Annotated in this window: 25 protein-coding genes; 12 read left to right on the plus strand and 13 right to left on the minus strand. The window is 52.3% G+C overall.

Annotation, left to right across the window (positions count from 1 at the left end; genetic code table 11):
• The first annotated feature begins 91 nt into the window (after positions 1–91).
• Complete coding sequence (locus NHN17_RS01360) at positions 92–460, plus strand: hypothetical protein (RefSeq protein WP_255040307.1); 369 nt, start codon at positions 92–94, stop codon at positions 458–460.
• Between the two features lie 74 nt (positions 461–534).
• Positions 535–993, plus strand: coding sequence for an ATP-dependent Lon protease (locus NHN17_RS01365; RefSeq protein WP_255040308.1), 459 nt, complete (start codon positions 535–537; stop codon positions 991–993).
• A gap of 88 nt (positions 994–1,081) precedes the next feature.
• Here NHN17_RS01365 and NHN17_RS01370 read toward each other — a convergent pair whose 3' ends face one another.
• Positions 1,082–3,424, minus strand: coding sequence for a Tex family protein (locus NHN17_RS01370; protein ID WP_255040309.1), 2,343 nt, complete (start codon positions 3,422–3,424; stop codon positions 1,082–1,084).
• 113 nt (positions 3,425–3,537) lie between these two features.
• Positions 3,538–4,008: a transcription elongation factor GreB gene (gene greB, locus NHN17_RS01375; protein WP_255040310.1), complete on the minus strand. Its 471-nt coding sequence runs from the start codon at positions 4,006–4,008 to the stop codon at positions 3,538–3,540.
• 327 nt (positions 4,009–4,335) lie between these two features.
• Here greB and ompR point away from each other — a divergent pair, with 327 nt between their 5' ends.
• Positions 4,336–5,055 carry an osmolarity response regulator transcription factor OmpR gene (gene ompR, locus NHN17_RS01380; RefSeq protein WP_107349746.1) on the plus strand — a complete coding sequence of 240 codons (720 nt, stop codon included), beginning with the start codon at positions 4,336–4,338 and terminating at the stop codon, positions 5,053–5,055.
• A gap of 3 nt (positions 5,056–5,058) precedes the next feature.
• A complete protein-coding gene (gene envZ / locus NHN17_RS01385) occupies positions 5,059–6,423 on the plus strand; it encodes a two-component system sensor histidine kinase EnvZ (RefSeq protein ID WP_255040311.1) in 1,365 nt (454 codons plus the stop codon).
• 86 nt (positions 6,424–6,509) lie between these two features.
• On the opposite strand, the gene recG is transcribed toward envZ, so the two are convergent.
• From recG to NHN17_RS01420, 7 genes are all read right to left on the minus strand, one after another.
• A complete protein-coding gene (recG, locus tag NHN17_RS01390) occupies positions 6,510–8,591 on the minus strand; it encodes an ATP-dependent DNA helicase RecG (RefSeq protein WP_255040312.1) in 2,082 nt (693 codons plus the stop codon).
• 41 nt (positions 8,592–8,632) lie between these two features.
• The gene (gene trmH, locus NHN17_RS01395) at positions 8,633–9,346 is read right to left on the minus strand and encodes a tRNA (guanosine(18)-2'-O)-methyltransferase TrmH (protein ID WP_255040313.1); all 714 of its coding nucleotides are present in this window, start codon (positions 9,344–9,346) and stop codon (positions 8,633–8,635) included.
• Between the two features lie 78 nt (positions 9,347–9,424).
• Complete coding sequence (gene spoT / locus NHN17_RS01400; RefSeq protein WP_255040314.1) at positions 9,425–11,527, minus strand: bifunctional GTP diphosphokinase/guanosine-3',5'-bis pyrophosphate 3'-pyrophosphohydrolase; 2,103 nt, start codon at positions 11,525–11,527, stop codon at positions 9,425–9,427.
• Positions 11,528–11,545: 18 nt separating this feature from the next.
• Positions 11,546–11,821, minus strand: coding sequence for a DNA-directed RNA polymerase subunit omega (gene rpoZ, locus NHN17_RS01405; protein WP_107349751.1), 276 nt, complete (start codon positions 11,819–11,821; stop codon positions 11,546–11,548).
• Positions 11,822–11,874: 53 nt separating this feature from the next.
• A complete protein-coding gene (gene gmk / locus NHN17_RS01410; protein WP_107349752.1) occupies positions 11,875–12,501 on the minus strand; it encodes a guanylate kinase in 627 nt (208 codons plus the stop codon).
• A gap of 209 nt (positions 12,502–12,710) precedes the next feature.
• Complete coding sequence (locus NHN17_RS01415; protein ID WP_255040315.1) at positions 12,711–14,249, minus strand: bifunctional GNAT family N-acetyltransferase/carbon-nitrogen hydrolase family protein; 1,539 nt, start codon at positions 14,247–14,249, stop codon at positions 12,711–12,713.
• Positions 14,250–14,469: 220 nt separating this feature from the next.
• Positions 14,470–15,333, minus strand: a complete 864-nt coding sequence (locus NHN17_RS01420) for a YicC/YloC family endoribonuclease (protein ID WP_255040316.1) — start codon at positions 15,331–15,333, stop codon at positions 14,470–14,472.
• Between the two features lie 269 nt (positions 15,334–15,602).
• Here NHN17_RS01420 and rph point away from each other — a divergent pair, with 269 nt between their 5' ends.
• Together rph and pyrE are read left to right on the plus strand one after the other, a co-directional pair.
• The gene (rph, locus tag NHN17_RS01425) at positions 15,603–16,319 is read left to right on the plus strand and encodes a ribonuclease PH (RefSeq protein ID WP_255040317.1); all 717 of its coding nucleotides are present in this window, start codon (positions 15,603–15,605) and stop codon (positions 16,317–16,319) included.
• A 121-nt stretch (positions 16,320–16,440) separates the two neighbouring features.
• Positions 16,441–17,082: an orotate phosphoribosyltransferase gene (gene pyrE, locus NHN17_RS01430; RefSeq protein WP_107349756.1), complete on the plus strand. Its 642-nt coding sequence runs from the start codon at positions 16,441–16,443 to the stop codon at positions 17,080–17,082.
• Between the two features lie 75 nt (positions 17,083–17,157).
• Here pyrE and slmA read toward each other — a convergent pair whose 3' ends face one another.
• Entirely contained in the window at positions 17,158–17,775 is a 618-nt protein-coding gene (slmA, locus tag NHN17_RS01435; RefSeq protein ID WP_255040318.1) for a nucleoid occlusion factor SlmA, read from the minus strand.
• A 193-nt stretch (positions 17,776–17,968) separates the two neighbouring features.
• Positions 17,969–19,186, minus strand: a complete 1,218-nt coding sequence (gene coaBC, locus NHN17_RS01440; RefSeq protein ID WP_255040319.1) for a bifunctional phosphopantothenoylcysteine decarboxylase/phosphopantothenate--cysteine ligase CoaBC — start codon at positions 19,184–19,186, stop codon at positions 17,969–17,971.
• Positions 19,187–19,468: 282 nt separating this feature from the next.
• Here coaBC and radC point away from each other — a divergent pair, with 282 nt between their 5' ends.
• From radC to NHN17_RS01470, 6 genes are all read left to right on the plus strand, one after another.
• The gene (radC, locus tag NHN17_RS01445) at positions 19,469–20,143 is read left to right on the plus strand and encodes a RadC family protein (protein ID WP_255040320.1); all 675 of its coding nucleotides are present in this window, start codon (positions 19,469–19,471) and stop codon (positions 20,141–20,143) included.
• A gap of 173 nt (positions 20,144–20,316) precedes the next feature.
• Positions 20,317–20,553, plus strand: coding sequence for a 50S ribosomal protein L28 (rpmB, locus tag NHN17_RS01450; RefSeq protein ID WP_107349761.1), 237 nt, complete (start codon positions 20,317–20,319; stop codon positions 20,551–20,553).
• A 13-nt stretch (positions 20,554–20,566) separates the two neighbouring features.
• The gene (rpmG, locus tag NHN17_RS01455; RefSeq protein ID WP_004405486.1) at positions 20,567–20,734 is read left to right on the plus strand and encodes a 50S ribosomal protein L33; all 168 of its coding nucleotides are present in this window, start codon (positions 20,567–20,569) and stop codon (positions 20,732–20,734) included.
• A 186-nt stretch (positions 20,735–20,920) separates the two neighbouring features.
• Positions 20,921–21,406: a hypothetical protein gene (locus NHN17_RS01460; protein WP_255040322.1), complete on the plus strand. Its 486-nt coding sequence runs from the start codon at positions 20,921–20,923 to the stop codon at positions 21,404–21,406.
• 37 nt (positions 21,407–21,443) lie between these two features.
• A complete protein-coding gene (gene mutM / locus NHN17_RS01465) occupies positions 21,444–22,253 on the plus strand; it encodes a bifunctional DNA-formamidopyrimidine glycosylase/DNA-(apurinic or apyrimidinic site) lyase (protein ID WP_255040323.1) in 810 nt (269 codons plus the stop codon).
• Positions 22,254–22,432: 179 nt separating this feature from the next.
• The gene (locus NHN17_RS01470) at positions 22,433–23,440 is read left to right on the plus strand and encodes an NAD-dependent epimerase (protein WP_274124987.1); all 1,008 of its coding nucleotides are present in this window, start codon (positions 22,433–22,435) and stop codon (positions 23,438–23,440) included.
• A 69-nt stretch (positions 23,441–23,509) separates the two neighbouring features.
• Here the strand turns inward: NHN17_RS01470 and coaD are convergent, their stop codons facing one another.
• Both coaD and NHN17_RS01480 read right to left on the minus strand, forming a co-directional pair.
• Complete coding sequence (coaD, locus tag NHN17_RS01475) at positions 23,510–23,995, minus strand: pantetheine-phosphate adenylyltransferase (RefSeq protein ID WP_255040325.1); 486 nt, start codon at positions 23,993–23,995, stop codon at positions 23,510–23,512.
• A gap of 27 nt (positions 23,996–24,022) precedes the next feature.
• On the minus strand, positions 24,023–25,060 hold the full coding sequence (locus NHN17_RS01480; protein ID WP_255040326.1) for a glycosyltransferase family 9 protein: 1,038 nt from the start codon (positions 25,058–25,060) through the stop codon (positions 24,023–24,025).
• Positions 25,061–25,065 lie beyond the last annotated feature (5 nt).

The raw sequence follows: 25,065 nt of genomic DNA on the forward strand, positions 1-25,065 counted from the left end.
AACTTTTTGGCGTTTGTGCCGATAGCACTATTAGAGCAATTTTTCGATGTTATTCCTGGCTTTAGCGCTATGGTGGAAAGGGAAAACCAACATGACAATCGGTACTATCAATACTTCGTCAACCTATACCCCAGCAAGTCTACAGGCTGCAGCACAGCCTGATATTCGTGCGGCAATGGATAACGCAGCCAAGCAAAGTCAAGATATGCCGGCTAGCCAGACTAAGGTGTCGATTTCAGACCAGGCTCGCCAGTTGCAGGCTGATGATGCCATGGCGCAGAAGACAAAACCGCAAGAGACGGAAAAAGATATGGGAGATAAGGCCGAAGCTTTTGCCTATGGTGCATTGGGAATGGATCATCCTGATGAGGTCAAATCCAATAGTGACGGCTTTTATAACGCCGGACAGTGGTTGGCTGCAGCGGGAACGGTCGCGACCGTTCTATTGGCTGCCGCCTGACAGCTTGAAAAATTACGCCCTACTTCAATACCGCCCGCAGCCTGATGCGCAGATGACAGGAGAGATGTACCAACATGTTAGTCACTCCCGTACAGGTGGGCGCGCCTGCCGTAGCCCCGACGATTAATCCGCCAACCGAGCAAACCGCGCGGGATAATCGTGTACGCGAGAAAATTGTCCCCACGACAGAAATGCAGTCACCAGTCCAAGAGCGGGCGCTGAGTAGCGAAGAAAAACAGCTCAAGAAGCCGTCATGGGATCCTGCCGAACACCCCAACTACCAGCAAGCCGTTGAAGAAAAGCATTACGGCTATCAAGAATCAATGGAAATGTTGGTTAAAGCCCTGTCGGCTGACAGTTATTTAGCGGATGTAAATGATCTGGGGTATTCCATGCACATCAAGCTCCCCCGAGAACTACTTGAAGCGCTGGAGCAGATCAGCCAGTTCGCGCGCACCAAAGGCGTCGTTGCCCACAAATACGCGCAGGCAACAGTGCCGAACCCGCCAACGGAATATTTGGTGGTATTGTAACCGCGATCCTAGAGTCTAAAAAAAGAGGTTATACCAACCGACATAAATATTTGATCAACTACTTATCCAGATTGGTATTAGCCTCTGGTTATTTCTTCTTGGCGTTGGCAAATGCGGCAGCGAATGCACCGCCCATCGCGTTGTTGCCATTGTCAGCCGGTTTGTTCTGGCGCTGACGTGGCTGGTGACTGCTCTGTGGACGGTTGCCTTGTGAACGCTCGCCCTGAGGCTTGTGAGCAGGCTTGTTGTCTTGGCCTGGCTCGTCGCTTAGGCGCATTGACATGCCGATCCGTTTACGTTGCAAATCCACCTCCATCACCTTGACCTTGACGATGTCGCCGGCCTTAACAACTTCACGCGGATCGGACACGAACTTGTCCGACAGGGCAGAGATATGCACTAAGCCATCCTGGTGGACACCGACATCGACAAAGGCACCGAAGTTGGTGACATTGGTGATCACCCCTTCAAGTACCATACCCGGGATCAGATCTTTGACCTCGTTGACCCCTTCGGCGAAAGTTGCGGTCTTGAACTCAGGGCGTGGGTCACGGCCTGGTTTGTCGAGCTCGCTGATAATATCAGTCACGGTTGGCAAGCCGAATTTATCATCAGTGTAGTCTGCGGCTTTGACTGTGCGCAGGAACTCGCTGTTGCCGATGATAGCATCGAGTGCCTTGTCGTTGGCGGCGGCAATGTTCTTGACCACGGCATAGGATTCCGGGTGAACTGCTGAGCTATCAAGTGGGTTCTTGCCTCCCATAATACGCAGGAAGCCAGCACACTGCTCGAATGCTTTTGGCCCAAGACGAGAGACTTTTTTCAGCGTAGTGCGGCTATCGAAGCGGCCGTTCTCATCACGGTAGCTGACAATGTTCTGGGCAATGGTGCTATTCAAGCCAGCTACGCGGGTCAGCAGGGCAGGTGAAGCCGTGTTGACATCGACACCCACGGCATTTACACAGTCCTCGACCACCGCATCCAGTCGTTTGGCCAGCATGCTCTGGCTAACATCGTGCTGGTACTGGCCCACACCGATGGATTTCGGATCGATTTTCACCAGCTCCGCCAGCGGATCTTGCAGGCGGCGGCCGATAGATACCGCGCCACGCAGTGACACGTCCAGATTCGGGAATTCATTGGCGGCCAGCTCGGAAGCTGAGTAGACCGATGCCCCGGCTTCGCTCACCATTACGCTTTGGATCTTGAGGTTGTTGTCTTTGAGCAAGTTGGCAACAAAACTGTCTGTTTCACGTGAAGCAGTGCCGTTGCCGATCGCAATCAAATCGACATCATGCTTGTTAAACAGTGCCAGCAAGGTTGCTTCGGCTTCGGCAACACGGGATCGGGCGGTGTGTGGATAGATAGTGGCAGTATCAAGGACTTTGCCGGTGCTATCGACAACCGCGATCTTACAGCCAGTACGCAAGCCCGGATCCAGCGCCAGCGTCACGCGCGGGCCGGCCGGTGCGGCCATTAGCAAGTCCTTGAGGTTGTCGGCAAACACCTGCATCGCGCCGTCTTCAGCTTTTTCCTTCAGTGCCGCCATGAGCTCGGTTTCCAGGTGCATGGCAATTTTGATCCGCCATGTCCAGCTAATGACTTGTTTGCGCCAGGTATCGGCCGCTTGGGTACCCAAGGTCACCTTAAGGTGGTCGGCAATCATCACTTCGCAGTAGGAGCCGCGAACGCCTTCGTCCTGATTCGGATCGGCATTGAGGCTAATTTGCAAGAAGCCTTCGTTACGGCCACGGAATAAGGCCAAAGCACGGTGGGAAGGGATATTCTTGAACACTTCGCTGTACTCGAAGTAATCCTTGAATTTGGCACCTTCCTGCTCCTTGCCTTCCACAACTCGAGAGGTGAGCTCGGCTTGAGATAGCAAATGGCGGCGAATTTTCTCCAGTAATGTGGCATCTTCAGCAAAGCGCTCCATCAAGATGGCGCGGGCACCGTCGAGCACGGCTTTGCTATCGGCAAAGCCTTTGTCGGCATCGATATAGGTTGATGCGCTTTCTTCCGGCGTTTGGCTTGGATCGGCCCATAACGAGTCGGCCAGAGGCTCAATACCGGCTTCAATGGCAATTTGCCCTTTGGTACGGCGCTTGGGCTTGTAAGGCAGGTAGAGATCTTCCAGGCGGGTCTTGCTGTCGGCATCGTTGATAGCCGCTTTGAGCGCGGCTGTTAGTTTGCCCTGCTCGGTAATGGATTTGATGATCACCTGGCGGCGATCTTCGAGCTCGCGCAGGTAGCCAAGGCGCGATTCGAGGTTGCGGAGTTGGGTATCGTCCAGTCCGCCGGTCACTTCCTTACGGTAACGGGCCACGAAAGGCACGGTGTTACCATCATCGAGCAAAGTGATTGCCGCTGTGACTTGTTCCTGGCGAACATTCAGCTCGTTGGCAATCAACTGGTTGATCGTATTGCTCATCCGTTCATTTCTCTTGTTGTCTTGTATAAGCCCATTCTACGGGCGATTGGAAGGCAGGCAAGGCATTGTGTGTTAGCGATCTGTCAGTATCTGACAGCGTTATCAAACCGCCACTATTGATAGCGGATACTGTTGACAAACCACTCTTTTTTGCCTGCAGGTGTGTTGACCTCCACCTCGTCATCGACTTCTTTTTTCAACAGGGCACGGGCCATGGGGGAGTCAATCGAGATGTAGTCGTTGCGGCCGTAGATCTCATCCGGGCCGACAATACGGAAAGCCTTGGTCTCGCCTTCGTCGTTTTCGATCTCGACAAAGGCACCAAAGAAGATCTTGCCGTCTTGTTGTGGTGAGTAATCGACAACCTGTACTAGCTCCAGACGCTTGCGCAGGTAGCGCACTCGGCGGTCGATTTCACGCAGGCGCTTTTTATTATACTGGTAGTCGGCATTTTCGGAGCGATCACCGAGGCTGGCGGCCCAAGTGACTTTCTTGGTGACCTCTGGGCGTTCTTCCTTCCACAGGAAGTCGAGTTCACGTTTAAGCTTGTCATAGCCCTCGCGGGTAATGAGGTTGGTTTTCATTGCAGGGTCCGGTTATCTATCGGGTTGCTGAAACTGAATGTCTCACTTGTTTCACATAGTCGTTCGGTGCGAGTCACAGATCAAGTGTCAGCGACTCAGAATGCGTATTGTTTTGGATAGTTCATTGGATTTAGGTTAGTTTAAAAGGTAAGTAAACAAAGGGTGTCGTTGCGGTAACAGAGCAAAGCACCAGAAAACTGGCGTTTTTGACATAAACGGTAACAATTTAGTGGTTATTTTAGCTGCATTTTTCAGCTAACCGCTGGGTACGTCGAGTAAAATACGGCCAAAGCACGATAACTTTGGTCGATGCAAGTAAGGTGAGATATGCAGGAAAATTATAAGATTCTAGTTGTTGATGATGACATGCGTCTGCGCGCGCTACTGGAGCGTTACCTGTCAGAGCAGGGATTCCAAGTGCGTAGCGTGGCCAACGGTGAGCAAATGGACCGCTTATTGTCCCGTGAAACTTTCCACCTGATGGTATTGGATTTGATGCTGCCGGGTGAAGATGGCCTATCGATTTGCCGCCGTTTACGTAATGCCAACAACATGCTGCCGATCCTGATGCTGACTGCCAAAGGTGACGAAGTAGACCGCATTGTCGGCTTGGAAGTCGGTGCGGATGATTACCTGCCTAAGCCATTCAACCCGCGTGAATTGCTGGCTCGTATCCGTGCAGTACTTCGCCGTCAAACTGTTGAAGCGCCTGGTGCCCCGAGTGTGGATAGCAAGGTTATCGAGTTCGGTGAGTTCCGCCTGAACTTGGGTACCCGTGAAATGTTCCGTGGCGAAGAGTCAATGCCGCTGACTTCGGGTGAGTTTGCAGTATTGAAAGCCTTGGTGACCAATGCTCGTGAGCCGATGTCCCGTGACAAGCTGATGAACATGGCCCGTGGCCGTGAATATTCGGCGATGGAGCGCTCGATTGACGTTCAGATCTCGCGCCTGCGCCGGATGATTGAAGAAGACCCAAGCCGCCCGCGTTACATCCAGACCGTTTGGGGACTGGGTTACGTGTTTGTTCCGGACGGCAGCGAGGCGTAAGCCATGCGACTGTCGCCACGCAGTACTTTTACCCGGACACTGATCCTTCTGGCTGGCTTGTTGATAGCCAGCCAGATTTTTTCTTACCTGGCTGTCCTCAACTATGCCTTGCTGCCGAGCTTACAGCAGTTCAACCGGATCCTTGCCTATGAAGTGCGCTTGATGCTTAAGGAGGATGTGGAGCTGGCCGACGGTAATACTTTCCACCTTGATACGCCACTGCGCCGTCAGTTGCTCGAGCAACTGGGTGTGACTTTGCATTCTGAAGACGGGACCGATCCGATCCATGATGAGGAGCTGAAGGAGTTTTCCAAGGCGACGGTGATTGAGTATCTCAGTGAGGAGATGACCCAGGAGCTGGAATCGCCGACGGAAGTACGTTTGGTTCTGGGGGCGGACAGTTATGTACTGTGGTTGAAAAGCGAGTCGATACCCGGCTATCTGATGCGGATCCCACTTTCTGAATTGCAGGAAGATGATTTCTCGCCGCTGTTCCACTACAGCCTGATCATTGCCTTTATGGTGATTGCGGGTGGCTGGTTGTTTATCCGGATCCAGAACCGACCTTTGGTGGCACTGGAGCAAGCGGCCTTGCAGGTTGCTAGGGGCGAAACGCCACCGGTGTTACCTGAACGTGGGGCATCGGAGATTCGCGCTGTAACCAAGGCGTTCAACAGGATGTCGGCGGGTATCAAACAGCTTGAAGATGATCGTGCCCTGCTGATGGCTGGGGTGAGCCACGACTTGCGTACCCCGTTGACCCGGATCCGCTTGGCGACCGAAATGATGTCACCGGAAGATGGTTACTTGGCCGAGAGCATGATTAAGGACACCGAGGAGTGTAACGAGATCATCAGCCAGTTCATGGACTACCTCAAGTCAACCAAGAAACAGGCAGAGGAAGAGCTGGAACTTAACTATCTGCTGGAAGAAGTCGCGGAAGCCGAAGGGGGCTATGAGCGCCAGGTTGAGCTTGAGCTGACTGAGATCCCCGGTGTCGTTACCGGTAATGGGGTGTCAATTAAACGCTCTATTGCCAATTTGGTGGTCAATGCCCAGCGTTATGGTAATGGTTGGGTCAAGATATCTAGCGGTACTGCTGCGGATCGCAAGAGTGCGTGGTTTTGTGTCGAGGACGATGGTCCCGGTATTGCGCCCGATCAGGTGGCTAGGATGTTCCAGCCGTTGACCCGTGGTGACACGGCACGTGGCACGGATACTGAAGGTACCGGTTTGGGACTGGCGATAGTCAAACGTATCATCGACCAGTACGAAGGGGTCATTCAGGTATCTAACCGCCGAGAAGGTGGCCTGCGGGTACAAATTAGCTTGCCCTTGCTCGTCAAGAAATTACCGGTCAAAAAGTAATAGTTGTTCGTCTGAACCAAGGCCGCGTGGCGTAAAAAAAGCGAAGGTGATATCACCTTCGCTTTTTTATTGCCTGTTGCTGGATATTAGGCATTAGAATAATTTTCTCGTTGGCCGAGCCAGCGGTCGATAATCGCCTTGGCGTTGTCCGGGTAGTTGTCGTGCAGGTAGCGGGCCAGTTTCTGGACTTGCGGGATCAGGTGCTGGTCACGGATCAGATCGGCAACCTTGAAGTCAGCAACACCGGTCTGCTTGGTGCCGAGCAATTCGCCGGGACCGCGGATTTCCAAATCGCGTTGGGCTATCACAAAGCCATCGCTGCTTTCACGTAATACCCCAAGTCGTTTCTGCGCCGTTTTAGATAGCGGGGCATGGTAGAGCAGAACACAGTGGCTGGCGACATTGCCCCGGCCAACCCGGCCGCGTAACTGGTGCAGCTGGGCTAATCCGAGCCGTTCGGGGTTTTCAATCACCATCAGGCTGGAATTGGGCACATCGACGCCCACTTCGATAACAGTGGTAGCAACCAGTAGGTGCAACTCGCCATCCTTGAAGCGCTTCATCACTTGCTGCTTTTCTGCCGGTTTCATCCGGCCATGGACCAAACCGATATTGAGATCCGGCAACTGGGCCGTTAGCTCGTCGGCGGTATCGGACGCCGCTTGCGCTTCCAGTACCTCGGACTCATCAATCAGGGTACAGACCCAGTAGGCCTGGCGACCTTCATTGAGGCAGGCCGATCGAATGCGCTCGATGATTTCAGGGCGGCGTGAATCGGGCAGGGCCACGGTTTGGATCGGGGTACGCCCCGGTGGTAGCTCATCAATGACCGAGGTTTCCAAGTCGGCATAGGCAGTCATCGCCAAGGTACGCGGAATCGGGGTCGCAGTCATGATCAGCTGGTGCGGATAGCAACCGCCATTGGCCCCTTTTTCCCGTAGCTCTAGGCGTTGATGGACCCCGAAACGGTGCTGTTCGTCAATAATGACCAAAGCCAAGTTATTGAATACGACCTGCTCTTGGAATAAGGCGTGGGTACCCACCACCATTTTGGCTTCGCCACTTTCGATGCGGGCCAGCTCTTTATCACGGGCTTTGCCTTTGAGCTTGCCGGCTAGCCAGCCGACTTCAATACCCATCGGGTTGAGCCAGGAAGCAAAGTTGATGGCATGCTGTTCGGCCAGCAATTCGGTCGGTGCCATCAGGGCCACTTGATAGCCATGCTCGATAGCACGTAGTGCGGCTAGCGCAGCAACCAGAGTTTTGCCCGAGCCGACATCACCCTGAACCAAGCGCATCATAGGGTGTGGCACGCCAAGATCGCGCTCGATATCGGCGACTACCCGTTGCTGGGCGCCGGTTGGGATGAACGGCAGGCTCTCTAGCAGTTTGCTTTTGAGCGTATTACTTTCGGCAAGCGGCCAGGCGGCATGGCGCTGGCTTTTATGGCGCACGGCCAGCATCGACAGGTTCTGTGCCAGCAACTCTTCGAGGATCAGGCGCTGCTGGGCCGGATGCTTGCCTTCCTCTAGCTGATCGAGCGATACATCCGGTGTTGGCCGGTGCATCACATGCAGCGCTTGGGAGAGGGTCATCTGGCGGTCGTACAAGCCTTCCGGTAGCAACTCGCGCACCGCAGACTTGTCGAGCAGGCGCATGGCTTGATCGGTCAGGTTACGCAGGGTTAGCTGGCGTAGGCCATCGGTGGTCGGGTAGACCGGTGTCAGGGTTTCCTCGGTGCTGAGTTCGGTGGGCTCGGAGAATACTTTGTAGTCGGGATGAATGATCTCCAGCCCGTATTTACCGCGCTTGATCTCACCGTAGGCTTTGACCTGTTTGCCTTCGCTCAGGCTGTTTTTCATTGCTGCGTTGAAGTTGAAAAAACGCAGGGTGGCAGTGCCGCTCTGATCGCTGATTTTTACGGTCAGCATCCGACGTTTGCCAAAGGCGATGTTGCTGCTGAGTACCTCGCCCTGAATGGTCAGGTGCTGGCCGGCCATTGCACTGGCAATTGGCCAGATCCGGGTGCGGTCTTCGTAGCGGAGCGGTAGGTGGAAGAGGAGATCCTGCACTGTATGCAGGCCGATTTTTTCCAGTTTTTCTGCCATTTTGGCACCAACCCCTGACAGTTCAGTCAGGGCTATGGTATCGAGAAGTTGTCCGCTCATTACTACTCCATTATGGCCACATCCGTTATGGCTACATCCGTTTAAGGTAAGGATTTTTTCTTTTTCGGTTCGGTCGCCTGCATGATGCTCCACCATTGCTCATCGGCAGCAATTTGGCCGCTCTCGTCCAGTGGCGGATAAGGCAGCCCCTTGCGGCGGGCAACCTTGGCCAGTACTGGATGGCCGCGCTCGAACAGGATGCGGTGAACCACTTCATCGGGCAGCGGGGTTTTATCCCTGTTATACATACCGGCATTTTGGCGCTGGCGCTGGGCTTCATACAAGATCAGAGCACTGGCCACTGAGACATTCAGAGACTGTACCATACCTACCATTGGGATGATGATATCCTGATCGGCCATCGACAGGGCTTCAGCGGTGATCCCATTTTTCTCGCCACCCAAGATAACAGCGGTTGGTTTGGTGTAGTCGATCTCACGAAAATCAACCGCAGTATCGGATAGGTTGGTTGCCAATACCTGCATCCCTTGCGCTTTTAGAGCGCCGACTGCATCGACCATTGTGTCGTGGGTTTCGAGTTCGACCCAATTCCGGGCTCCAGCCGAAGTGTGGCCCAGCACTTTCATGCCATCTTTGGGCCATACGGCATGGACCTTGTGGATCCCGACTGCATCAGCGGTACGGACAATCGCCGAGACGTTATTGGGTTTGTGGACTTCTTCCATGCACACCGTCAAGTCTGGCTGGCGGGTGGCAAGGACCTCGTGAATACGTTGGAAGCGTTCTGGGCTCATTGTTATATGTTACCTAAAGAAAACGCCCGAGAACGGGCGTTTTTAATTTTTGACGGGCCAAGCGAGATGCTGGCGCGATTAATTTTTCTGGCGTGAAACACGCACCACATTGGGCATGACTCGGATCCGGCGCATGATATCGGCCAGATGGATACGCCCCTTGGTGGTCAGGCGCACGGTAATGGTATACAGGCGGCCGTCTTTCTCTTCCGTTGCCAGGCCCTGAATATTGGATCCGGTCGCGGCTATGGTATTGGTCAAGTCGGCCAGTGCACCTTGGTGATTTTGCATATCGACCTTGAGCGAGGTAACAAACTCTTGCTCGAAGTCTTCGCTCCACTCAACCGCCATGTATTTGTCTGGCTCTTTCTGGTAACCACGGATGTTGGCACATTCCTCGCGGTGGATCACCAAGCCTTTGCCTGGGCTGACATGGGCCATGATCGGGTCACCGTGGATAGGGTGACAGCAGTTGGCAAAGGTCAACAAGATACCGTCAGCACCGCGGATCGGCAGGCGTTGATCGGTTTCTTTCGTTGTCAGCTCGTCGGCGTTGCCGAGTAGGCGACGAGCAATGACCACACTCATCAGCTCACCGAGGCCAATCTCTGCCAGCAATTCTTCGAGGCTTGCTAGACGTAGATCGGTCAATACCTGGCGCAGATTACCTTCATCAATCTGGTCGATGTTGATAGCACCGAGGGCATGGTTGAGCAGGCGGCGGCCAAGGGTGATGGACTCTTCGCGACGCATGGTCTTGAGCACTTGACGGATCTTAGTGCGGGCGCGTGACGTCACCACGTAGTTGAGCCAAGCGGCATTCGGGCGGGCACCCGGTGCGCTGATGATCTCAATGGTTTGGCCGTTTTTAAGCGGTTTGCTCAGTGGGTATGGTTGGCGCTCGACACGGGCACCGACACAAGCATTACCGACATCGGTATGTACTGCGTAGGCAAAATCGACCGCGGTGGCACCAACAGGCAATTCAACAATCCGGCCTTTTGGCGTAAAGACGTAAATCTCATCCGGGAACAGATCCGACTTAACGTTTTCAATGAATTCGAATGAGCTGCCGGCGCTTTGCTGAAGCTCAAGTAGGCTCTGCATCCAGCGCTGGGCTTTAACCTGCGCCGTGGTGCCAGAGCTCTCACCGTCTTTGTATGCCCAGTGGGCAGCGACACCTTTGTCGGCCATCTGATCCATATCTTCAGTACGGATCTGGACTTCCACCGGTACCCCGTGCGGGCCGACCAGTGAGGTATGCAATGACTGGTAGCCGTTGGCTTTCGGGATCGCGATATAGTCTTTCATCCGGCTCGGGCGGGGCTTGTACAGGTTATGGACCTGCCCCAGTACGCGATAGCAGGTATCCAGATCCTTGACCAGTACGCGGAAAGCGTAGATGTCCATGATCGAATGGAAGCGCTGCTCCTTGTTCTTCATCTTGTTGTAGATGGAGTACAGGTTTTTCTCGCGGCCTTGCACCGTGCCTTCAATCCCCGCGTCTTTGAGGCGACCCTCAATTTCGGCGTGGATCTTATTAATCATTTCTTTGCGGTTACCCCGTGCGGCAGCCACCACTTCCTTCAAAACACGGTAGCGGTTTGGATACAGGGCTTCGAAACCCAGCTCTTCCAGTTCGGTTTTGATATTGTGGATACCTAAGCGGTGCGCCAGCGGAGAGAAGATCTCCAGCGTCTCGCGGGCAATTCGACGACGTTTATCCGGACGCAGAGCACCCAGGGTGCGCATATTGTGCGTACGGTCGGCCAGCTTGATAAGGATAACGCGGATGTCATGGGCCATGGCCATGATCATCTTGCGGAAGTTCTCTGCTTGCGCTTCTTTGCGGTCGCGGAACTTCAGCTTGTCCAGCTTGGAAACCCCATCAACCAACTCGGCCACGGTGGAGCCAAAGCGACTGTCGAGATCATCTTTGGTGACCTCGGTATCTTCTATGACATCGTGGAGGAGGGCTGCCATCAAGGTTTCGTAGTCGAGGCGCATTTCGGCCAAGATACGGGCAACGGCAATCGGATGGATGATGTAAGGTTCGCCACTGGAGCGGGTCTGCCCTTCGTGGGCATCACGCGCAACTAAATATGCCTGCCTGAGCGCCTCTATTTGAGACTCAGGCAGGTATTCGATTGCGACTTCTTTCAGGCTATCAAAAAGATACAATTCGCCCGGTTCCCTGAATTAACGGTTGTCGCCAGCAATAGCGCTAACAGCTGCTAGCTCTGCTGCTTCTTGCTCTTGAAGTTCCTGACGCTCGCGAGCATCAAGGATATCTTTAGTGATTAGGCCTTCTTCGATTTCACGAAGTGCGATCACTGTGTACTTGTCGTTTTCTTCAGGTACCAGTGGATCCTTACCGCCAGTTTGCATTTGACGAGCGCGGCGTGAAGCAATTTGGATCAGATCGAAACGGTTGCCAATTTTATCAACAGCGTCTTGAACGGTTACGCGTGCCATGGAGGACTCCAGTGGTTATCTATAAGTAAAGAGGGAAAATTGTACAAAAATACTTACTGTTCTGCCAGTAGCGCATTCAACATGCTGCTATATTTAGCAGCTTGTTTGTCTTGCTTCAATCGTTCAGCGCGGATGATGGCTTTAAAATCCAATAAAGCAGCATCGAAATCATCGTTAACGATCACGTAATCGTATTCGTTGTAATGAGAGATCTCTGCGCGGGCTTCTTGCATGCGGCGGGCAATAACAGTTTCGCTGTCTTGACCACGTGCATTCAGGCGACGTTCCAGCTCTTCTTTTGACGGAGGCAGAATAAACAGACTTTTCGCTTGTGGCATCTGCTTGCGGATTTGACGCGCACCTTGCCAGTCGATGTCGAGGAATACGTCGATCCCTTTGTTTAGCTGCTCCTCAATCCAAAGGCGAGAGGTGCCATAGAAGTTACCGAAGACTTCAGCGTGCTCTAAAAATGCACTTTTTTCAGTGAGTTCAGTAAATTCTTCTACGCTGACAAAATTGTAATGAACACCGTGCTGCTCACCCGGGCGCATACCACGCGTAGTGTGAGAGACGGATACTTTCATGTCATAGGTCGGATTTGTTTCAAGAAGGGCGTTAATCAAACTTGATTTACCAGCACCGCTTGGGGCCGACACGATGTATAGAGTACCTTTGCTCATTGCCTATTTTCACTCAGTGATAGAAGGGCGCGCAGATTATCATGATCCGCGTGCAAAAGAAATTGGCTGGCTGCTTGAAAATTCAACTTTTTGTCTACTCTCAGAGAGCCAATAAACTAAGCCTAGTTGAATTTAGTGTTGTCGAGATAACCTTATTTCAGGTTATCTCGATCTTTATGATGAAAGATAGTGTGCCCCATGCCATTACTTTACTTGTTTTTTTCTGGTCGGGTAAAGCCGCCATAGAGGTCGAGCCGCCGGTGGCGCAAGTTTGTGACCGACCCTTCGGTGTTGAGGTACTTGAGCTTATCGAGCTCGACATCGGCAAAGATGATCATCTCTGTATTGGCGCTGGCCTCGGTAATGGTGGCATCGTGGGGGAAATAGATGTCCGAGGGTGAAAAGACCGCGGACTGGGCATATTGGATATCGACATTATTGACCCGCGGTAGATTACCGACGCTGCCACCGAGTGCGACGTAGCATTCATTTTCGATAGCCCTTGCCTGGGCACATAACCGAACGCGCAAATAACCATTTTTGGTGTCTGTCCAAAAGGGCACGAACATGATTTGGACGCCTTGCTCAGCCAGCATCCGGCCCAGTTCGGGAAACTCGGCATCGTAGCAGATGAGGATGCCGACCCGTCCGGCATCGGTATCGAACACTTTTACCTTATCACCGCCATCAATGACCCAGTCTTTTTGCTCGTGCGGGGTGATATGGATTTTGTATTGCTCATCGATACAACCGTCACGGTGGAGTAGGTAAGAGACATTATAGAGGCGGTCATTCTCCAGCACCGGCATACTGCCTGAAATAATATTGATATTGTAGGTGACCGCCATCTGGGAAAACCGTTGTTTGATCTCCTCGCTAAACTCGCTCAGAAAACGGATGGCCTCAACCGGACTGAGGTCGGGTCTGAGTCCCATCAGTGGGGCATTGAAAAATTCAGGGAATAGTGCGAAGTCCGCTTGGTAGTTTGACAGTGAGGAGACAAAAAATTCGGCTTGGTCGATTAGATCGTCGAGCGAGACCATTTTGCGCATTTGCCATTGAACGATACCGATACGGACTATTTTTTTTTCGGATTCAATAATGGACGGCATTTCCTCGTCATAAAACACATTGTCCCATTCCAGCAAGGTGGCGTAGCCGCATGACTTGGCATCTTCCGGCAGGTAATTTTTCATGAGTCGTTTGACATCAAAATCATTGGCGAGCTGGAACGACAGGATGGGATCGTGAGTTTCCTTGCGTTTGACCTTTTCGATATATTCGATGACGGTGAATTGATCGGCGACTTTGTGATAGCCGGGAATACGGCCACCCGCCAAGATGGCCTTGAGGTTGACGCTGCGGCAGAGCTCTTTGCGTGCATCGTAGAGCCGTCTGCCGAGGCGAAGTCCGCGGTAATCCGGATGGACAAACACATCCAACCCGTAGAGTGCATCCCCCGCTGCTTGATGTTGAATGACATTTTGTTCGGTGATGATATCGGTATAGGCGTGGTTAAGTGAAAAGCGGTTGTAGTTAACCTTGATAGTGAGGGCTGCCCCTACTATCTTGCCACTGTCTTCAATACAGATTTGGCCGTCAGGAAATTGATGGATCAAATCCATGATCGTCATTCGCGGCCATGCCCCGCCGACATCCGCAAAGACTAAATTCATTAACGCAGCCAGCTCGTCATAATCACTAGGCTCTATTGCACGAAGGTTTAGCAAAGGGGTATTTGTATCCATTCTCACCATCTCTGTCTGTGTTTAAGCGCTGAGTACTGTCACTGGTTGTTGCTCAGCTGTTTATATTATGTATCACACATGTGGGGGCGAGAATATTTAATTGTTCTCAACATCGTGCGATGAAGAGAAGGCGAGCTGCGAACTTGCGCTGTGCGCTAACCAAAAAAAGCCCTTGTTTCATTAACAGGGCTTTTGGTGTTCGGTGAGTATAGCGGGGGCTTTACTCGATGTTTTGGATTTGTTCGCGCATCTGCTCGATAAGCACTTTCAGCTCAACGGCGGCTGCGGTGATCTCGGTGTTGATTGATTTTGAGGCCAGGGTGTTCGACTCGCGGTTGAATTCCTGCATCATGAAGTCGAGGCGACGGCCACAGGCACCGCCTTTTTTCATGATCTTCTGGGTTTCTTTGACGTGCGAGTCAAGGCGATCCAGCTCTTCGGCTACGTCGCTCTTTTGCGCCAGCATGATCAGCTCTTGCTCGATGCGGTTAGCATCAAGCTCTACCTTGGCTTCTTCTAGGCGGGTCATGATGCGTTCACGCTGCCACTTAATGACTTCTGGCATCATGCTGCGAACCTTGGTTGCTTCCACTGAAATCGCTTCAAGACGTTGGTCGATAAGCGCCTTCATGTTCTCGCCTTCGCTAGCACGGGCAGCGATGAAGTCATCAACCGTGCTGTCAAATGCACTGAGCAAATCTTTGTTGATAGCATCGAGATCTTGCTCTGGCGCTTCCATCACACCCGGCCAGTTCAATACCTGGAACGGGCCAACATTACCTTCACCGGCAGTCTCTTTTACCCACTTGGCGGCATTGATCACCTGCTTGGCCAGATCTTCATTAATTTTCAGCTCGGTATTGGTGGCTGGGTTTACTTCGAAGCGCAGGTTGCATTCAACCTTGCCGCGGGCCAGGCGCTTGCGGAAACGCTCACGCAGAACAGGCTCTAGGCTGCGAAACTGCTCTGGCATACGTAGGTAAGTTTCTAGGTAGCGTTGGTTTACCGAGCGGATTTCCCATACGGCAGTACCCCAATCGGCTTTAACTTCGCGACGGGCGTAGGCGGTCATGCTATGAATCATTGGCTAGTGGCCTCTAATAGTGGTGGTTGATAACTGCTTTGGGTGGGTTGCTTGTGGCAAGCCACCGTCATAACGTGGAGGTGGTGCGCAGTTATCCGGATGCCAAGAGTATACTTAGCCTTAAGCATATACCCAAGTAACTTGGGTATATGCCGACTCTGCCCGCACTCGGTACGGGAAAAGCCATGCTGGTTGGGTTTCGCGTGCACAACCGGTTGGTTGTGGCTATAATCGCCGGTTAATGTCATCCAGCCAGAGGGAAGCCACTGATGCGTCCAAGCGGAAGAAGCAACAACCAAGTTCGTCCTATTACTATTACCCGTAATTTTACTGCCCATGCCGAAGGTTCGGTGTTGGTTGAATTTGGTGATACCAAGGTGATTTGTACCGCAAGTGTGGAAGAGAATGTGCCGCGCTGGCTAAAAGGTAAAGGTCAAGGTTGGGTGACGGCTGAATATGGCATGCTGCCGCGTGCAACCCACTCGCGCAATCGCCGTGAAGCTGCTGGTGGTAAGCAGGGTGGCCGTACGATGGAAATCCAACGCCTGATCGCTCGTAGCCTGCGTGCTGCAGTTGACTTGGAAGCGCTGGGTGAGCAGATGATCACGGTAGACTGTGATGTTATCCAGGCCGATGGCGGTACGCGTACTGCATCTATCACCGGTGCGATGGTGGCCTTGGTTGACGCTATCAACTATATGCTTGAAAAGGGGACGCTGAAAGCCAGTCCGCTTAAAGGTATGGTTGCGGCTGTTTCTGTCGGTATCTACAACGGTGAGGCGATTTGCGATCTGGAGTATGTCGAAGACTCGGCGGCAGAAACAGACATGAACGTGGTCATGACCGAAGAAGGTAAGATGATCGAGATCCAGGGTACTGCTGAGGGCGAAGCCTTTAGCCACGAAGAATTGCTGGCCATGCTGGCTCTGGCCAAAGACGGCATTGCCGATATCGTCAGCATTCAGAAGCAGGCGCTGGAAAGTTAATTTTTTGAAGCGGTTCCTATTGGAGCCGCTTTTTTTGGCTTGGATGTCGCTTTGCCTGAAAGCGAGATCCGGGCCATTGATTTAAATAGTAATGACTAGTTGCACCTATTAAGGAGAAACCATGAAAGCATATCAGCGTCAGTTCATCGAATTTGCCTTGGAGAAAGGGGTATTGAAGTTTGGTGAGTTCACTCTGAAATCCGGCCGTAAGAGCCCGTACTTCTTCAATGCGGGTTTGTTCAATACGGGACGTGATCTTGCACGCCTAGGCCGTTTCTATGCTGAGGCATTGGTGGATGCAGGTATCGAGTACGATGTGTTGTTCGGTCCTGCGTACAAGGGGATCCCAATTGCGACCACCACGGCTGTTGCATTGGCTGATCATCATGATGTTGATACCCCTTATTGTTTCAACCGTAAAGAGGCCAAGGCTCACGGCGAAGGCGGTAATTTGGTCGGTAGTGCGCTGGAAGGCCGCATTATGTTGGTGGATGACGTGATCACTGCCGGTACGGCGATCCGTGAATCAATGGAAATCATCAAGGCCAACGGTGCTGACTTGGCCGGTGTGCTGGTTGCCATTGACCGTCAGGAAAAAGGCAAAGGCGAGCTGTCGGCAATTCAGGAAGTCGAACGAGACTTCGGTTGTGCGGTGATTTCTATCGTGTCGCTGGGCGATGTGGTGAGTTACCTAGCAGAGCAGGATGGCATGGAGCAACACCTCGAAGCAGTGAAGGCCTACCGTGCGGAATACGGGGTGTAAGGTGTAAGAACCTAAAATGTAGTTTATGGATAAAGCGAGAGGTGAAAACCTCTCGCTTTTTTATTGAATTTGTTATTAAGGAACGAGGGTTTCGCGCCGCTCTTGACCCAATTCTGTACTGAGAAGGTGCCAATAATCGTCGAAGTTCGCCGTCGGCTTATACTTGAAGTTTGAGCGGACAAATCGGTTGAGGCTGCCTTCAACCTGACCGAGAAGCTGGGCGGCTAAGATGGATTCGTCAACCGGGAAGCCTTTGCCTTCACGCAGCTTGCGCTCACGCAGGATCTGTCGCAGCTGGGTTTCGATACGCTCAAACAGCTGGTTGATGCGAGCCTGAAGGCGGTCTTGTTCAAACATCAGGGCGTGACCGGTCATGATACGGGTCAGGCCCGGGTTGCGCTCGGCAAAACCGAGGATCAGTTGCAGCACCATGCGCAGGCGTTGAAGGGTGTCTTTTTCATCATCGAGGATGCGGTTGATTCGGGTGGTGATAGCGTCTTCGATAAACTCGATCAGCCCTTCGAACATTCTCGCCTTGCTTGGGAAGTGGCGGTAGAGGGCGGCTTCTGAGACACCAACCTGAGCTGCCAGCTTGGCGGTTGTAATACGTTGGCTGCCTTGGGCAGATTCCAACATTTGTGCCAGCGCTTGCAAAATTTCTTCGCGGCGGTTGTTTTTCTTGTTGCCAGCCATGAATAACCGTTCCTTTTCAAAATAAGACTGTCATTGGACAGGGTGAAACCCGCATATCTTAGCGGCGTAATCCGGTTGTGAAAAGCATTGCCCGCCGATACTGATCTCTTTATCGACAAAAAAAGCCCAACCTGAAGGGCTGGGCTTTATATTTGATCTTATTCGGTTAATTCCTCAGCACCGGCGGTGGGAATTAATCTTGTTGCCCAGCTTTGAATAGTTCGACTATTTCATCGATTAACTGAGTGCCAAGCTCTGCCTTATTGGCTAGCGGCAAGGCTTTATCACCTTTTGGCCAATATAGGTGCAGGGCATTTTGATCGCTGTTGAAGCCTTGCCCTTCGTTCGACACGTCATTGGCACAGATCAGATCAAGTTGTTTACGTGCCAGCTTACTGCGAGCGTACTGTTCGACATCCTGGGTCTCGGCCGCAAAGCCGACAGTGAACGGGCGGCCAGCTTCAAGCGCGGCAATACTGGCAATGATATCCGGGTTTTTCACCAAGCGGATCACCATGTCATCCTCACCATCTTTCTTTTTCATTTTCTGCTCGGCAACCTCTGCCGGGCGGAAATCGGCGACGGCAGCGCAGCCGATGAATATATCACTGGCTGGCGCATGTTCCTGTGCGGCCTGGTGCATTTGCTCGGCGCTGTCAATATTGATACGGGTCACGCCATGGGGCGTGGCCAAGTTGGTCGGGCCGCTGATAAGAGTGACGGTGGCTCCACGTTTAGCCGCAGCTTCGGCAATCGCGTACCCCATCTTGCCGGAACTGTGATTAGTCAGATAGCGAACCGGGTCAATGGCTTCACGGGTCGGGCCGGCAGTTATAGTCAGAGACATACCGCCGAGGTCGGCTGGCTTAAAGAAGTCTTCTGCCAAGTGAACCAGCTGCATTGGTTCGAGCATCCGGCCCGGGCCGACATCACCACAGGCCTGTTCACCGCTCGCTGGCCCCCAGATATGGCAGCCGCGCCGGGCGAGGGTGGCAATGTTTTCTTGGGTGGCCGCATGGCGATACATCTGTTGGTTCATTGCCGGGGCGACAGCTATCGGCGAGTCGGTTGCCAAGCATAGGGTGGTGAGCAAGTCGTTGCCCATACCTGCGGCCATACGTGCGATCAGATCAGCGGTTGCCGGGGCAAGCAGCACCAAGTCGGCCCATTTGGCCAGCTCGATGTGGCCCATTGAGGCCTCTGCTGCAGGATCCAGTAAACTGTCGGATACCGGCCTGCCGGAGACTGCCTGCATGGTGAGCGGGGTTATGAACTCCTTGGCGGCCTTGGTCATAACGACTTGTACCTGTGCGCCGCGCTCAATGAGCCGACGAGTTAGCTCTGCACATTTATAGGCCGCGATGCCGCCGCTGATCCCAAGGAGAATTTTTTTTCCTGCCAAAGTTTGCATCTTATTGCCTGCTCTCGATATCCGGAATGTTAATGCGCCACACCTTACCACCAAAAATTGGTAGTCACCAAAAAAAGCCAGCTTCCTTGCTCGGGATCAAATTTGGTGTGGGAGCTGTTGTTAAGGGCTTATGGATGAGGCTTTTGGGTTGCGATCCAGTTGGCAGCTTGGTATCGGGTATTGCAACTCAACCATGCTTTTTTGTGCAGGTGGTAGGAGATACAGTGACGTACCTTGCTTAATACCGAGGAGGGAGCTTAGCTAAGGCTTCAGGAGGTAGATATGTCGCTCAAGTTATTACCGGTGCAGTCTCGGCCGAGGGAGAAGTTATTGGATCGCGGCCCCGGGGCCTTATCGGATGCCGAACTGCTCGCTATTTTTTTGCGTACCGGTATTACCGGGATGAATGCGATAGAACTAGCGACAGAGCTGCTGGACAATTTTGGCTCGCTGCGGGCACTGCTGGCAGCCGATAAAGCCACGTTTTGCCAATATAAAGGGCTAGGACCGGCCAAATATGCCCAGTTGCAAGCGGTTTTGGAAATGAATCAGCGTCACTTTGAAGAGACGCTCAAGAAGGAAGATGCGCTGACAAGCCCTGCTCATACAAGACGTTATCTCAGCCATGTGTTGCGCGATCGCCACCGTGAAGCGTTTTATATTTTATTTCTTGATAACCAGCATCGGGTGCTCAATGGAGAGGTACTTTTCGAAGGAACAATCGATGCTGCGAGCGTTTATCCGAGGGAAGTTGTAAAAAGATCACTAGAACTTAATGCAGCCGCGCTCATTTTAGCGCATAATCACCCGTCAGGCGTGGCAGAGCCAAGTCAGTCAGATCGCCGAATTACCCGTCGCATCAGTGATGCACTGGCGTTGGTGGATATTCGAGTTCTGGATCACTTTGTTGTCGGTGACGGAGAAATCACTTCTTTTGCAGAGCGAGGATGGCTATAAAATCGTCATTTTTTGCTTAAAAAGTTGAGAAAGGACTGCTCGGGACTTGAGCAACTGGTTTTGACTTAGTATAATGCGCGACCTTTGATAGCTGTGGTTATGTGTGAGAATTGCTTTTCACATTGAAATAGCCACGGTAGATATCGAGCTGAAACGATTTGGAGAAGACAGTAATGTCCCGAGTATGCCAAGTAACTGGTAAGCGTCCTGTAACGGGTAACAACCGTTCACACGCACGTAATGCCACCAAGCGTCGTTTTCTGCCGAACCTGCAAACTCATCGTTTCTGGGTAGAAAGCGAAAAACGCTTCGTTAAACTACGCCTTTCTGCGAAAGGTATGCGTATCATTGATAAGAAAGGCATCGATGCCGTTCTTACTGATATGCGTACTCGCGGCGAGAACGTTTAAGAGGATTTGAACAATGGCTAAAGGCATTCGTGAGAAGATCCGTCTAGTATCATCTGCTGGTACAGGCCACTTCTACACTACCGACAAAAACAAACGTAACATGCCAGGCAAATTCGAGATCAAGAAATTTGATCCTGTAGTTCGCAAGCACGTTATGTACAAAGAAGCGAAAATCAAGTAATTGATTGATAACTTTTTTGATAAAAACCCAGTTTTCTAACTGGGTTTTTTTATACCTGAAATTTGCCACACCAACCCCAAAAACGCCTTCTCCTCCCTTTACCCATGCCATTACACCTGCATTATTAGTACCTTAACGGTATAGTTTTAGGTATATCTTCCTATTTCGCTTTCAAGGAGTGCCGCAATGAGGCTATCTCGCCGTGGCTGGAACAATGTGATGATTATCGCTGTGATCTGCTTTATCGCCGTGGTACAGCTACCTGAGCTTGTTAAGCAGCGTTTTGGTCAAGAGGGTTCAGCGCGAGAAGGCTCAGGTATGGCGATGCTGCTGCCCTTCGAGTCGACTATTGAACAGTTACATCTACCCCAGACCAGCCTCCAGCGAGAGGGCGGTGAATGGTTTGCCCGTCCGCGGGTTGCTCTGCCGGCCGCTCAATTGATCAGTCATTGGCAGGCATTGACGGGGACGGCGATAAGCAATGAGATGGTCGGTAAGCTCAAGTCAACCCTGCCACCGCCAAGCAGTGTCGAGATTTGGCTTGCAGGTCAGGAAGAGCCGGTCAGGGTCACGGTCTACCAGCAGCCGCAATATTGGTTATTGCAAAACTGGCAGGGCGAATGGTTGGCGGTATCGGTGGAAGCAGCCTATTTGTTTCCGCCGGTGTTATAGTTGACAGCATAATAATATCGCCAAGATAGAGAATGTCATGCCTGAATTACCTGAAGTAGAAGTGAGCCGGATGGGGATTTCGCCCCATGTTACGAATCAGACCGTCACCAAAATTATTGTACGCAACCCCAAACTGCGCTGGCCGGTGCCGCAAGAGATCAGCCAAATTGAAGGGCAAGTGATCCGCCGGGTTACCCGTCGCGCCAAGTACCTGATGCTCGAGACTGACGCCGGCTATGCCATTATCCACTTGGGGATGTCGGGCAGTTTGCGGGTTCTGCCGTCTGGGATCCCACCGGAAAAACATGACCATGTCGACCTTTGCCTGTCGAGTGGTGAGATCTTGCGTTATAACGATCCTCGCCGCTTTGGGGCTTGGCTGTGGCAGTCCGGAGAGGATGTGCATTCGGTCTTGGCTAAATTGGGCCCAGAGCCGTTGAGCGAGGCTTTTACGGTGGATTACCTGCAAGATAAAGCCAAGGGCAAGCGTACTGCCGTTAAGCAATTTATTATGGATAACCATGTTGTTGTGGGTGTCGGTAATATTTATGCCAATGAGTCGCTGTTTGCCGCGGGGATCCATCCCAAGCGTGAGGCCGGTAAAATTTCTGTCCAGCGGCTTGGCTTGCTGGTCGATGAGATCAAATCGGTGTTGGCCTTTGCCATCAAGCAGGGCGGTACCACCTTAAAAGATTTCAAAAATGCCGATGGCAAGCCGGGCTATTTTGCTCAGGAGCTTCAGGTTTATGGCAAGGGAGGAGAGCCCTGCCCACGCTGTGATAAACCACTTAGCGAAGTGAAAATTGGCCAGCGGGCCACAGTCTATTGCAGTGATTGCCAGAAGTAGTGACTCGTTTAACTTGTTATTCTGAGGTTGTTTCAATAGGGCTGAACATTAGTGTCAAGAATTTTGAACCGGCTTTAGCCTAGTGACTCTAGCCCTGTTTACATGCGGGTGCTATGATCCCGCCACACATCGTTATACTAAGTATGTATAACGAGTACAGTTTTGTAAGGTCTATGCAGATGAAGAAGTATTTGGTTACCGGCGCCGCCGGCTTTATCGGAAGTGCCGTGGTAGAGCGGCTTTGTGCCATGGGACATGAAGTGGTTGGGATTGATAACCTCAATGACTATTATGATGTGTCGCTAAAAGAAGCCCGGCTAGCCAGGGTTGCCCACCCGCAATTCACTTTCATTGCTTTGGATCTGGCTGACCGTGACGGTATGGCAAACTTGTTCGCCGAGCAGAAATTTGACCGGGTGATCCACCTTGCCGCTCAGGCCGGTGTGCGTTACTCGATCGATAACCCAATGGCGTATGCTGACAGTAACCTTGTCGGGCATTTGGCTATCCTCGAAGGCTGCCGCCATCATCATATTGAGCATTTGGTGTATGCCTCTTCGAGCTCGGTCTACGGCCTTAACCAGAAAATGCCGTTCGATACCGCGGACAGTGTCGATCACCCGATCTCCTTGTATGCTGCTACCAAGAAATCGAATGAACTGATGGCGCACACCTACTCGCATTTATACGGCGTGCCGACGACGGGCCTGCGCTTTTTCACCGTGTATGGTCCTTGGGGGCGTCCGGATATGGCATTGTTCAAGTTTACCAATGCGATTATCGAGGGACGTGAGATCGATGTGTACAACAACGGTGATATGCGCCGTGATTTCACCTATATCGATGATATTGTTGAAGGGATTATCCGTATCCAAGATGAGATCCCAGAAACAACACCAGACTGGACGGTAGAAACGGGTACACCGGCAACCAGCTCGGCCCCATACCGCGTGTTTAACATTGGCCATGGTAGCCCTGTGAAGCTGATGGACTACATCGAGGCGCTCGAAGATGCGTTGGGTATTGAAGCGAAAAAGAATTTCATGCCGATGCAGCCGGGCGATGTCTATGCGACCTATGCTGATACCAAAGATCTGTTCGACGTTACAGGCTACAAGCCGGAAGTGAAGGTCAGGGAAGGAGTGAAAGCCTTTGTTGATTGGTACCGTGATTACTACCAGCGCTGATAGCTAACGACGAGATAGGCAAAGATAAAAAGAAGGAGGCGAATGCCTCCTTCTTTTTTACCGTAAAAGTTATTTCTTACTGAGTTTTTTTTGTAGAGCGTCGCAGATCACCGGGTCGACGAACTGACTGACATCGCCTTTATGCAGGGCGACTTCCTTGACGATGGTCGATGAGATGAAAGAGTTCTCTTCGGCCGGGGTCAGGAATACCGTTTCCAGTTCAGGCATCAGACGTCGGTTCATGTTGGCCAGTTGGAATTCGAACTCGAAATCCGAAACAGCCCGCAAGCCACGTACTAATATGTTGGCTTGGTACTCTCTGGCAAAATCGACCAGCAGACCTGAGAAGCCAACAATGTCTACGTTCGGCAGGTGCTGGGTGATCTGTTGGGCCAGTTCTACCCGCTCCTTGAGATCAAACAGTGGTTTCTTGCTTGGGCTGAAGGCAATGCCGACGACAACATGGTCGAACATAGCGGCAGCGCGCTCGATCAAGTCGAGATGACCGTTGGTGATCGGATCAAACGTGCCTGGGTAGATAACGCGGGTTGTCATAATGAGTTCCAGTTAGAAAAATCAAAATTAGGAAATAAGTTGGTCTAGGATGGCAGTGACATCATTTAGCTGGATGTCTTGCATCAGGGTTTCCCCTTTGGCCCGGGCGCCCCATGGCAGGTTTGCTACCGGCTTGCCGTGTTGCTGCTCGGCATGTTGTTCATAGGCGCTAGCGACATACTGTAGGCTGTTGTAAGGGCCGGTGCGCTTTGGGTTACTATGCGCATACAGGCCAATCACCGGTGTGCCCTGAGTTGTTGCCAAATGAGCCGGACCGGTATCCGGGGCAACCACGACAGTGGCGGCGCCCAACAGGGCTGTCAGCTGTTTGAGGCTGGTTTTGCCGATCATGTTAATCGGTGCATGTTGGCAGTGCTGGCTGATCGCCTCACCCAAGGCGATTTCGCGCGGGGCTGGCGATCCACACAGTATGACTTGCACCCCTTTCTCTGTGGCATAGTCGGCAAGTTGGGCATAACGCTCGGTCAGCCAGTTACGCTCGTCCTTGCTCGCGGCTGGCGAGATGATAAGAGTCGGCCTGCCATTGATATGCTGCGCCGCAAAGGCTCTGTCAACATCGCTCAGTGGAATGTGCCAGTGTGGGGTCTCGAAAGGGACGCCAAGGTAGCGGGCAAAATCAGCAAAGTTATCCAGCACATGGAAGCTTTCGGTATGCGGTAAGTGACGGTTGGTGAATAGCCACTGTCCTTCTTTGGTGCGGTTTTTGCCAAAGCCGATGCGGTATCTTGCCTTGATCCCGAGCGACAGGGCGCTGGCGCGAATGGCGGCTTGCATATGCAATAGGGCATCAAACTTTTGGCCCTTAAGTGCTTGCCATACGGCTTTCATACCGGCCCATCCGGCTTTCTTGTCAAATACCACAACCTTGATGCCGGGCAGATCGCCGATCAGCTGGGCTTCGATTTTTCCGCTAACCCAAGTGATCTTGGTTGACGGCCAATGGGCCTGAATAGCCTGCACGACTGAAATGGCGTGGCAGACATCGCCGATGGCAGATAGCCTAAGAATACAAATTGAGCGTGGCGGGGTGGTAAATAACGCCATGACAA

Origin of the sequence: Photobacterium pectinilyticum (assembly GCF_024357955.1) — a bacterium.
GTDB classification, from domain to species: domain Bacteria; phylum Pseudomonadota; class Gammaproteobacteria; order Enterobacterales; family Vibrionaceae; genus Photobacterium; species Photobacterium pectinilyticum.